Genomic DNA, 10,432 nt, shown 5'->3' on the forward strand with positions numbered 1-10,432 from the left:
TTTGTTATTTTTGGCTGAAAATTTTAAAAATGAGCTATTTCACTTCTGTTAAAAGCAATGTTTACATCGTAGATCTTGTTTTGCTTTTGGTTAGGATTTTTGTGGGTTTCGCCATGCTTTCACATGGTTACCCGAAACTCCAGCAATTACTTTCCGGGGAAGAAATTCAGTTTTACGATTTTATGGGAATCGGTGAGAAAGCGTCTTTATTTTGCGCGGTTTTTGCAGAATTTGTATGCTCCATTTTCCTTATTCTGGGGCTTTTTTCCAGAATTGCACTCTTCTTTTTAGCCTTCACCATGGTGGTGGCTGGATTTATCATTCACTCGTCGGATCCTTTCAATAAAATGGAAATGAGTTTGCTCTACCTCTCTATTTTCCTGCTGCTGTTCGCTTTTGGTCCGGGCAAATATTCTGTGGATGCCATGATCAGCCGGAAAAGGAATTCAGAAAACTGGTAGAATTCGTCGGTTTTCTGTTCTCGTTTCATCTTTCTGATGTTTCCCGAAATCCACTAAAATATTTTTTTTGAATTCAATTGGCAAAGAAATTGAAGCGAAAATAGAGTAATGAAAAAAAACTGGCTTTTCTTTTTATTTCTGTTCTCTATCGCTGTTTCTGCGCAATATTCTGAAAATGATGTACTTGGAAAATGGATCGCGGAAGATCACTCTGTGGCGGTTGAAGTTTATAAAGTCAATCAAAATTTTCATGCAAAAGTAGTGTGGTTCGATGACAGATTGGGCAGCGGAATTCCTATGCATGAAAGAAAAGATACAGATAATCCAAATCCTAAACTGAGGCACAGAAAAATCATTGGCATGGAAGTTCTAGAAGGATTAAGATACAAACCAAGCAGCCAAAGTTGGGAAAACGGTAAAATCTACGATGCAACCTCTGGAAGATATTGGGATTCGTCGGCAAGGATAACTAAGACGGGATCGATGAAAGTGCGCGGATACTGGAAATTCAAATGGATTGGGAAAACCATGAATTTCATGAAAATCAATGAATCAGCTTTTACAAAAAAATAAATTATGAATTTGATTATTAGACTTCTGATCACAGCAGTGGTGGCTTATACAATTCCATATGTGCTACCTGGAATCCATTTTGACGGATTTTCCACGGCAGTGGTTTTTGCCATCGTTTTGGCGATTTTAAACTTGATTGTCAAACCGGTTCTTTCGATCCTCGGCTTACCTTTGACTATCATTACATTCGGTTTGTTTGCATTGGTCATCAATGCGGTGATTATTTTGCTCGCAGAGAAATTCGTTTCCGGGATGCATGTTGACGGATTTTGGTGGGCGTTTATTTTCAGCATTGCACTTTCACTGAGTACCTCCCTACTCAACGGGATTTTCGCTTCGAAAGACTAAATCAAAAATAGAAAACTGTTCATGATCAAACCGCTTTTCTTTATTTTTTAATGAATCTGATAAAGTGCTCATTTTTCTAATCATCAGAAAATAATTTCAAGAAATACACTCCGTTTGGAGGTTGGGTAACATTGACTCTTTTTTGGCTGATCATGTTCTGGGATAAGACTTTTCCCGAATCATCCAAAATTTCGTACGAATCAAATTTCAAGGCACTTTCAAAATTTAGGATTTCTGCCACCGGATTTGCCATCCAGCCTTCGTAAGGCGAGAAAAGGGTTCCCTGTGCAAAGAAAACGGTGGCGAATAAAATGAAATTAGGGATAAAGTTGATTTTATAGTTCTTCATAATGGCACATAAAGGCAAACAAATTATTTATGGAAGAAGCAAGCGAATGTGCATTTCCATCTGAACACCTGTACAATCCCGCAATTTTCTAAACCGGAAGTGAAACTGTTCATTCCGAAATGATTAATTTTGACTTCAGTATTCAATAACCATAACACTTTTTTTAATGAAAGAATTCCCGACCGCAAAAATGGATAAGATCATGTTAATGATGACATTTTTTTTTGGCGGAATTTGTATAGCGGTAATTTTCACCGCTGTTTATCAGATATGGATTGGCGAGTATTTTACGATTTTTCCGGGAATACTTGTCTTGGCGGCGCTCATCACCTCCTATTTGCTGATTCCGAAAATCAGCGTAAACCAAGGAGAAATCCGGGTGAAAAACAGTTTTGTGGATTTCCCAATCCGGTTTTCCGAGGTGGCTGAAATCACGAGGATCGAAAAATTAAGATTCGTCATCCGAACTTTCGGTGTGGGTGGACTTTTTGGGAATTTCGGATATTTCAATGGAAACGATGTGTGGTACGTAACAAATCGAAGAAAAAAAGTACAGATTAAGATGAAATCAGGAAAAGTCTATATGCTTTCGCCGGAAAATCCTGATGAATTTATCAACTATATCCAAACGCAAACTGATTTTCCCGGAAATTGAGTATTTTCGTGAACTTTAATCTTAATTTTAACCTCAATCTAAATGAACCTCAAACATACCTTAATTGCAGTTGCAGCCCCGTTTCTTATGAACGCACAAAACGTGATGACGCCTGAAATCCTTTGGACCCTAAATAAAATCAGTGTTACCGCAGTTTCGCCGGACCAGTCATCGTTGATTTATTCCGTTGGAAAAGTGGATTTAAAAACCGAGAAAACCAACAAGAAGAATTACTTTTTCAATGTTAAAGACGGTTCCTCCACGAACCTTGACTTAGGAAAGAAATCGCTTGTTCAGTGGGACAAAAATGGAATTTATGCAACCGAAGATGATAAAATCTACCTTTCGAAAGACGCGGGAAATACGTGGACAGAATTTTACACCATCGGTGAAGTTGACAACATCGTGATTTCTCCGGATGGAAAGAAAATCGCCTTTAGCAAAGAAGTGTCGGTGGAGAAAAATTTAGGAAAAGACAAATATTCAGATGTTCCCAAATCGACTGCACATATCTACACAGATTTGAACCACCGTCATTGGGATTATTTCAATGAAGGAAAATACAACCATATTTTCGTGGTCAATGCTTCCGACTCTGTGGATAAAGCCAAAGATCTTTTAGATGGAAAAACCTGGGATTCGCCACAAAGACCTTTTGGGGGAACTGAGGATTTTGTTTGGAGCCCGGATTCCTCGCAACTGCTTTATGTGATGAAACCATTGAGCGGTAAAGAATATGCACTTTCCACCAATACCGATATTTTTGCCTACGAATTGGCAACAGGAAATGTTCGAAACCTTACTGCATCGAACAAAGGTTATGATACCCATCCGAAATTCTCTCCCGACGGCAAAATACTGACCTGGATGTCCATGGAAAGAGACGGATATGAAGCCGATAAAAACGAGATCAAAGTGATGGACTGGAAAACCGGAATAACCACGAATCTTACCAAAAACTGGGACGAAAGTGTTGTGGGCGATGTTTTCTTTTCCCACGATTCCAAAACGATGTATTTTACCACTGCACTTCGAGGGACGAAACAGCTTTTCAGCCTCGATCCGAAAAACTCGAAAATCACCCAGATTACCAAAGGCGATTTCGATGTGAACGAGATTTATGCACAGGGAAAAAATACACTTCTGGTTTCCAGAAATGATATGAACCACAATCCGGACCTTTTTTCAGTGGATTTGAAAAGCGGAGCAATGAAGCAGTTGACAGATATCAACAAATCCACTTATGCAAAACTTTCCCCCGCAAAAACCGAGCTTAAAATGGTGAAAACCACCGATGGGAAAGAGATGGGAGTTTGGTTTATTTATCCGCCGGATTTTGATCCCGCCAAAAAATATCCAACCCTTTTGTATTGTCAAGGAGGACCTCAATCCGCATTGACCCAATTCTTTTCCACCAGATGGAATTTAGGTTTGATGGCGGCAAACGGGTACATTGTGGTAGCACCAAACCGGAGAGGAATGCCGGGATGGGGAACCAAATGGAATGAAGATATTTCCAAAGATTGGGGCGGACAAGTAATGAAGGATTATTTGGCTGCAACAGATTTCGCAAAAACTTTGCCTTATGTAGATGGCGACAGGTTCGGTGCAGTTGGCGCAAGTTACGGCGGATACAGCGTTTTCATGTTGGCGGGAATCCACGAAAACCGTTTCAAAACCTTTATCGCACATGATGGACTTTTCGACATGAAATCTTGGTATTTGACGACCGAGGAACTTTGGTTCGCGAACTGGGATTTGGGCGGATCGCCTTATGATAACCCGGTTCCGAAATCTTACACCGAATTTAATCCTTCAAATTTTGTGAATAAGTGGAACAAACCGATTATGATCATCCAGGGCGGAATCGATTTCCGGGTTCCATATGAACAGGGACAGGAAGCTTTTCAGGCGGCAAGACTTCACGGTTTGAAATCCAAATTCCTTTATTTTCCCAATGAAAATCACTGGGTTCTTCACGCGCACAATGGTTTGGTTTGGCAAAGGGAATTTTTTGAGTGGTTGAAAGAAACGCTTTAGAAAACAATTTCCAATTGAATCGGACCACCATTCAGAATTTTTTGTGAAAAAAGATAACCTCTTTTGATGGAGGCCTGAAGAAGATGATTGGAACTCTCAAAAAAAAATATCAAAAACGGACGTTCAGCTGTCCGTTTTTTGTTTTCTCTAATCCTCGAAACCGCTAAAATCATTATATTTATCGCAAAAATAAATTATGGCCGAATTAGAAGTTGTAAAATCTACCAAAAAAATTTTCAGCACAGCAAAATCAAAGGACGAATCTTTCTGGAGCAAATTCAAGAAAATTTCCTCGGAAATCCTGATCATCATGTTTGCGGTTTCTCTGTCGATTGGGCTTCACACATGGAGTGAGGAGAGACATCAGCAACACGAAGTAAAAATCTTTCTTACAGGTCTTAGAAATGATTTGAAGAAAGACAGGGAGGAAATGAATCATGACATCAATAGTTATGAAAATCAAAGAAAAGCCTTCAGATACCTTGCGAACTTACAAAAGGGACAGTCTGCCAATTCCGACAGCATGAAGATATATGCTGATGACCTAAAAACTTTTACCGGATTTATGGGGAATACCGGTCGGTATGAAGGGTTTAAATCTTCGGGAAAGATTTTATTTATAGAAGATGATGAACTCCAGAACAATATTTTGGATTTCTATGAAGAAAGTATTCCCGTTCTTACTCAGGGAACCAATTTTTACAAGAATGAAAAATTGAAACTGAATGACTTTATCATTGAAAAAACCACTGATTTTCCCAAAGGAAACCTGCCTGTGGTTTTGGGTTCGGATCCGGTGAAAAACCGAAGCAATATGTATCTGGCTTCAGTGGCTCATATCATTGTCTATTATAAAGATTGCCTCTCAAAAATAGATGCAATCATCACGGGAATAGACAAACATTATCCCGAGCACAAGTAATAGCAACAGCTGGAAATTTCTCCAGCTTTTTTTCAGAGTTGCACTTTCACCTTAAATCCGGTATTCAGCTTCATCCGAATGATATCGGTAGAGGGATAGCTCGCCATGATTTCCATGATGAGCGAGTTTTGATTGGTCCTGAAGTAATCCAGCAGTTCCGCATCGTTGGATGAGAATGTGATGGAGTTTGGGTTGGTGTTATTTTGTACACTGGCAATCAATTTTTCCGGCAGATTGGGCGATTTGATGTAAAGATTTGCGTTTTTGATGACATCAAGTTTGTTGCCCAGCTGAGAACTCACATATTCCACCGTAATAGCATTAAGCTTAACTGATTTCAAATTATTGATTGAAAAATTTGAATTTTGAGCTTTAATCTGCGCATCAAGGTCAATGTTCATATTCATTTCCGGAGAACGCGTATAAGAAGTGGTGCTTACCGCAGCAAACGGAACCTCAATAGTGGTTGAAAAAGGTGCGTCAAATGGTGGCAGCACATCTAAAACAGCATTTACAATATCTCTGCAGCTACCCATTAACAATAGGAAAATTATTCCGGTGATGAGTGATAATTTTTTCATTTTTCAATATTTTACTTTTTTAGCATTGCATTAATTGTTCCAAATTAGAAAATCGATGTATTTTATTTCAATCAATATTTCCGTTGATTCTAAGAAAAACCTTGCTATTTTAATTTGGTTTTTGGTCTTCTCTCTTCTGAATTTCCCACTTTATTCCTTCGGTTTTTTGACCAAATACGAATCAAAAAAAATCGGATCCGCATAGGATGACCTATTTCAATACAGACGATTTCAGTAATGATCACACGATTAGAAATACCCGAACTGCCTTCTTTAATGACAAGACAGCTCTTGACAAAGCCTTTTTTAAGTTGTATATTTGCATTCCGAAAATTTTCATGATTTCCGGGCTAAATTTTTAAACCGTAATTTAAAAAAATGAAGACATCCGATTTTAATTTTCATTTGCCAGAACACCTTTTGGCAGAGCATCCAAGCGAACACCGAGACGAAGCAAAACTGATGGTTCTGAACCGAAAAGATCAGACCATCGAGCATAAGCTTTTCAAAGACGTGGTGGATTATTTTGATGAACACGACCTTTTTATCTTTAACAATACCAAAGTTTTCCCAGCTAGATTATATGGAAACAAAGAAAAAACTGGAGCTAAGATCGAAGTTTTCCTGTTAAGGGAACTCGATAAAGAAACAAGAGTATGGGACGTTTTGGTGGATCCCGCAAGAAAAATCCGTATTGGGAACAAATTATTCTTTACTGAAGATGAATCTTTGGTGGCAGAAGTTATTGACAACACCACTTCCAGAGGAAGAACATTGAGGTTTTTGTATGACGGATCCTATGAAGAATTCCGCGCGAAGTTGAAAGAATTGGGAGAAACGCCACTTCCCAAATACATCAAAAGGGAAGTAGAGCCTGAAGATGCGGAACGCTACCAGACGATTTATGCGAAAATTGAAGGTGCAGTTGCTGCTCCCACTGCAGGTCTGCATTTCTCCAAACATTTGATGAAAAGATTGGAAATCAAAGGAATCGACTTTGCGGAAATCACTTTGCATGTTGGTTTGGGAACTTTCAACCCGATCGAGGTGGAGGATTTGAGCAAACACAAAATGGAATCCGAAGAAGCCATCATCGACCAAAAGAATGCAGATATCATCAACAAAGCCGTGGAGGAACAAAGGAGAGTTTGCGCAGTTGGAACTACGACGATGAGAGCGCTGGAAACTTCGGTTTCATCCAATAGAAAAATCGGGCCTTATCACGGTTGGACCAACAAATTCATTTTCCCGCCGCATGATTTTGGAGTCGCAAATTCAATGATTACCAACTTCCACACGCCAAAATCAACATTATTAATGATGATCGCCGCATTTGCCGGAAAAGATTTCGTGATGCATGCATATGAAGAAGCCATCAAGAATGAATACAAATTCTATTCTTATGGTGATGCAATGCTGATTCTATAAAGTGGAAGCAGGATATTGGATGCTGGAAGATTTTGCAGCATCCATTTTTCTTCCCTCTTCCATTTCCCCACTTTTTTTATGAAAGATATCCGAACATTATCACTGGACGAACTAAAGGATTACTTCGTAACTCTTGGTGAAAAACCATTTCGTGCGAAACAGGTTTACGACTGGTTGTGGAGCAAGAATCTCCACTCCTTAGACGAGATGACGAACCTTTCAAAAAGTTTGAGAGAAAGGATTTCGCAGGAGTTCACCATCAATCCAATCGCAGTTGATCTGCTTCAAAAATCGTCAGATGGAACCATCAAAAACGGTGTGAAACTTCATGACGGGTTATTGGTGGAATCGGTACTCATTCCCACCGAAACCAGAACCACAGCGTGTGTTTCTTCCCAGGTTGGCTGTTCGCTCAATTGCGAATTCTGCGCAACCGCCAAACTAAAAAGAATGCGCAATCTGGAAGTTGCAGAGATCGTCGATCAGGTTGCGCTCATCGACAGACAGAGCAAACTTTACTTTGACAGACCTCTTTCAAACATCGTGTTCATGGGAATGGGCGAACCAATGATGAACTACAAAAACGTGGTGGAAGCTATCCGGAAAATTACGAAACCTGAAGGTTTGGGAATGTCGCCACGAAGAATCACCGTTTCTACCTCCGGAATTCCCAAAATGATTAAAATGCTTGCCGATGAGAATTTGAAGGTGAAACTGGCACTCTCTCTTCACACTGCGATAGAAGAAAAACGCAACGAGATCATGCCGTTTTCGGAGAATTTTCCTTTGACTGACATTATGGATTCCCTGAAATACTGGTATGAAAAAACGGGAAATGTGGTCACTTTCGAATATTGTGTTTGGGGCGGAATCAATGATAAAGATGAAGATATAAAGGCATTAATTAAATATTGCCGACAAGTTCCCAGTAAAGTCAACCTCATTCAATACAATCCGATTGGTGAAGGTAAATTTGATCACCGGAGTATTGCCGCCGAAGAAAAATATGTTCGGGAACTCACCAAAGCGGGAATCACCGTGATGGTCCGAAGAAGCCGAGGTGGCGACATTGATGCTGCATGCGGACAATTAGCGAATAAATCTGCAGAAGAATAATTTATTTCTGCACCACAAAAATTCTATATATCTTTCGTCAAAAATAAAGTATGCTTGATTTTTCCAACATTCTGACTGAACACGGACAAACGATCCTCTATTTTTATACCATTCCTTTTTTTACAGTCGTGATTTTTGCGGAAATGCTTTTCAGTTATTTCGGTAACAGACAGCTCTATAAGGGAAAAGATTTAGCGATGAACGTTTTTCTTGCACTAATCAACTTCGGGCTGGATTTGGTGATGAAGACATTCGCAATGTTGGTCATGTTTTTCTTTTTCACGCATCGGATTTTTGATTTTGACCTGAATGTTTGGTATTTCATCGCCTGTTTTGTGGTGACCGATTTCGCCTATTTTGTGCATCATTATGTCGATCATCACTCCCGGTTTTTCTGGGCAGTGCATATCACGCATCACAATTCGGAGCATTTCAATATCACTACAGGGTTCAGAAGTCCTGTTTTGCAGCCGCTCTACAGGTATTTGTTTTTCTCACCCCTCGCTTTATTGGGATTCAATCCGTGGCATGTTATGGTGATGTATTCTTTAGGACAGATCTACGGAACTTTGGTTCACACTCAAACGGTTAAAAAAATGGGTTTTTTGGAATATTTCATGGTTACACCTTCACATCACCGTGTTCATCATGCATGCAACATCAAATATCTGGATCGAAATATGGGGATGGTTTTTATCATTTGGGACAGGATTTTCGGAACTTTTGAAGCTGAAGATCCAAAAGTTCCCGTGAAATACGGAATTTATCCAAAGATGCCCGACAATGGCGCAGTCACCACGATTTTCTACGAATGGCGAAAGATCTGGAAAGACTTAAAACAACCGAAACTGAAGTTAACCGACCGGATCAATTATCTTTTCAATTCACCCGGCTGGAGACATGATGGAACCGGAAAAACCGTCCGAAATTTCCAAAAGGAATATTGGGCGAAAAAACGAAAATCGGTCAAGAAAAAAGTGGCATAATTTTACTGATTGATCAGCAATGAAGAACCTTCTTTTCCTTTTCGTTTTTTTCTTTTTTCAAAATGGATTCTCGCAGCAAACCGAATTTCTGAAAATCCGTCAATATAAAGTGGCTGAACTTTCGGATTCGATCCGGGAAACTTCAGGTCTGCATTTTTTCAAAAACAAACTCTATACCTTCAACGATAGCGGAAATACTTCCGAAATTTTCGAGATCGATAAGAACTCGGGAAAGATTTTAAATGTTATTAAAACAAATCTTCAAAACAAGGATTGGGAGGCGATGACCAGCGATTCTGGAACAATCTATATCGGTGATTTTGGGAATAATGCAGGCGCCAGGAAAGATTTGAAGATTTATCGGATTAATTTGGATAGCCTTGTCGGCACTTCAAACGCTAACCACGATGCCCAAGTTATTTCATTTTATTATCCTGAGCAAACCGATTTCAAGCCCAAAAACATCAACAATGATTTCGATGCGGAAGCGATGGTCTTTCTGAATGGGAAAATCCACCTTTTTACTAAGGAATGGGTTTCTAGAAAAACCACTCATTATATCATAGACCCGGAAGTTTCAGATCAGCAGCCGGCTCGAAAAATCGAAAACTTTCAAATAGATTTCGCAGTCACTGATGCTTCGTATTTTGACGGAAAACTTTATTTGGTAGGATATACCAAGAAAACGGAAGTCTTCCTATCCATTTTCACGGAAACCGAAACTGGAATTTTCTTTACAGAAAAACCGAAAAAATATTATTTAGGATCTTCCATGTCTATCGGACAAATCGAGGGAATTGCAGTGAACGGAGATGGGATCTATATTTCCGGAGAGGAGTTCAGAACTCCTTTTGGGAAAATTAAACAGTGTTTTTACTTTGTCCCGAACGATGATATTCGCCCATGATAAAATTCCCATAGATTCCTCCTTTTTGACTATATTTGTCGATCAAATCACTGCTGAATCATTGCT

Annotated in this window: 12 protein-coding genes; 10 read left to right on the plus strand and 2 right to left on the minus strand. The window is 39.4% G+C overall.

Features of this window, described 5'->3' with window-relative positions:
* Positions 1-29 precede the first annotated feature (29 nt).
* From L0951_RS07630 to L0951_RS07640, 3 genes are all read left to right on the plus strand, one after another.
* Positions 30-461, plus strand: a complete 432-nt coding sequence (locus L0951_RS07630; RefSeq protein ID WP_234110635.1) for a DoxX family protein — start codon at positions 30-32, stop codon at positions 459-461.
* 108 nt (positions 462-569) lie between these two features.
* Complete coding sequence (locus L0951_RS07635; RefSeq protein ID WP_234110636.1) at positions 570-1,034, plus strand: DUF2147 domain-containing protein; 465 nt, start codon at positions 570-572, stop codon at positions 1,032-1,034.
* A gap of 3 nt (positions 1,035-1,037) precedes the next feature.
* Positions 1,038-1,382 carry a phage holin family protein gene (locus tag L0951_RS07640; RefSeq protein ID WP_234110637.1) on the plus strand — a complete coding sequence of 115 codons (345 nt, stop codon included), beginning with the start codon at positions 1,038-1,040 and terminating at the stop codon, positions 1,380-1,382.
* Between the two features lie 76 nt (positions 1,383-1,458).
* On the opposite strand, the gene L0951_RS07645 is transcribed toward L0951_RS07640, so the two are convergent.
* Complete coding sequence (locus L0951_RS07645) at positions 1,459-1,731, minus strand: T9SS type A sorting domain-containing protein (RefSeq protein ID WP_234110638.1); 273 nt, start codon at positions 1,729-1,731, stop codon at positions 1,459-1,461.
* A 166-nt stretch (positions 1,732-1,897) separates the two neighbouring features.
* Between L0951_RS07645 and L0951_RS07650 the strand changes: the two genes are divergently transcribed.
* From L0951_RS07650 to L0951_RS07660, 3 genes are all read left to right on the plus strand, one after another.
* Positions 1,898-2,386, plus strand: a complete 489-nt coding sequence (locus L0951_RS07650; protein WP_234110639.1) for a PH domain-containing protein — start codon at positions 1,898-1,900, stop codon at positions 2,384-2,386.
* Between the two features lie 42 nt (positions 2,387-2,428).
* Positions 2,429-4,426: a S9 family peptidase gene (locus tag L0951_RS07655; RefSeq protein ID WP_234110640.1), complete on the plus strand. Its 1,998-nt coding sequence runs from the start codon at positions 2,429-2,431 to the stop codon at positions 4,424-4,426.
* Between the two features lie 196 nt (positions 4,427-4,622).
* Positions 4,623-5,348 carry a DUF6090 family protein gene (locus L0951_RS07660; protein ID WP_234110641.1) on the plus strand — a complete coding sequence of 242 codons (726 nt, stop codon included), beginning with the start codon at positions 4,623-4,625 and terminating at the stop codon, positions 5,346-5,348.
* Between the two features lie 32 nt (positions 5,349-5,380).
* Here the strand turns inward: L0951_RS07660 and L0951_RS07665 are convergent, their stop codons facing one another.
* Positions 5,381-5,929 carry a hypothetical protein gene (locus tag L0951_RS07665; protein ID WP_234110642.1) on the minus strand — a complete coding sequence of 183 codons (549 nt, stop codon included), beginning with the start codon at positions 5,927-5,929 and terminating at the stop codon, positions 5,381-5,383.
* A 378-nt stretch (positions 5,930-6,307) separates the two neighbouring features.
* On the opposite strand from L0951_RS07665, the gene queA reads away from it, so the two are divergent.
* The 4 genes from queA (at position 6,308) to L0951_RS07685 (ending at position 10,366) form a co-directional block, all read left to right on the plus strand.
* Positions 6,308-7,357, plus strand: a complete 1,050-nt coding sequence (gene queA / locus L0951_RS07670; RefSeq protein ID WP_234110643.1) for a tRNA preQ1(34) S-adenosylmethionine ribosyltransferase-isomerase QueA — start codon at positions 6,308-6,310, stop codon at positions 7,355-7,357.
* Between the two features lie 78 nt (positions 7,358-7,435).
* Positions 7,436-8,473, plus strand: a complete 1,038-nt coding sequence (gene rlmN / locus L0951_RS07675) for a 23S rRNA (adenine(2503)-C(2))-methyltransferase RlmN (RefSeq protein ID WP_234110644.1) — start codon at positions 7,436-7,438, stop codon at positions 8,471-8,473.
* A 50-nt stretch (positions 8,474-8,523) separates the two neighbouring features.
* Positions 8,524-9,459, plus strand: coding sequence for a sterol desaturase family protein (locus L0951_RS07680; protein ID WP_234110645.1), 936 nt, complete (start codon positions 8,524-8,526; stop codon positions 9,457-9,459).
* 19 nt (positions 9,460-9,478) lie between these two features.
* Positions 9,479-10,366, plus strand: coding sequence for a hypothetical protein (locus L0951_RS07685; protein WP_234110646.1), 888 nt, complete (start codon positions 9,479-9,481; stop codon positions 10,364-10,366).
* Positions 10,367-10,432: the final 66 nt, after the last annotated feature.

Source organism: Chryseobacterium sp. R2A-55, from assembly GCF_021401085.1.
Lineage (GTDB): Bacteria > Bacteroidota > Bacteroidia > Flavobacteriales > Weeksellaceae > Kaistella.

Coding starts and splice junctions, on each gene's coding strand:
- L0951_RS07630 (WP_234110635.1), top strand. CDS start 30: ATGAGCTATTTCACTTCTGTTAAAAGCAATGTTTACATCGTAGATCTT.
- L0951_RS07635 (WP_234110636.1), top strand. CDS start 570: ATGAAAAAAAACTGGCTTTTCTTTTTATTTCTGTTCTCTATCGCTGTT.
- L0951_RS07640 (WP_234110637.1), top strand. CDS start 1,038: ATGAATTTGATTATTAGACTTCTGATCACAGCAGTGGTGGCTTATACA.
- L0951_RS07645 (WP_234110638.1), bottom strand. CDS start 1,731: ATGAAGAACTATAAAATCAACTTTATCCCTAATTTCATTTTATTCGCC.
- L0951_RS07650 (WP_234110639.1), top strand. CDS start 1,898: ATGAAAGAATTCCCGACCGCAAAAATGGATAAGATCATGTTAATGATG.
- L0951_RS07655 (WP_234110640.1), top strand. CDS start 2,429: ATGAACCTCAAACATACCTTAATTGCAGTTGCAGCCCCGTTTCTTATG.
- L0951_RS07660 (WP_234110641.1), top strand. CDS start 4,623: ATGGCCGAATTAGAAGTTGTAAAATCTACCAAAAAAATTTTCAGCACA.
- L0951_RS07665 (WP_234110642.1), bottom strand. CDS start 5,929: ATGAAAAAATTATCACTCATCACCGGAATAATTTTCCTATTGTTAATG.
- queA (WP_234110643.1), top strand. CDS start 6,308: ATGAAGACATCCGATTTTAATTTTCATTTGCCAGAACACCTTTTGGCA.
- rlmN (WP_234110644.1), top strand. CDS start 7,436: ATGAAAGATATCCGAACATTATCACTGGACGAACTAAAGGATTACTTC.
- L0951_RS07680 (WP_234110645.1), top strand. CDS start 8,524: ATGCTTGATTTTTCCAACATTCTGACTGAACACGGACAAACGATCCTC.
- L0951_RS07685 (WP_234110646.1), top strand. CDS start 9,479: ATGAAGAACCTTCTTTTCCTTTTCGTTTTTTTCTTTTTTCAAAATGGA.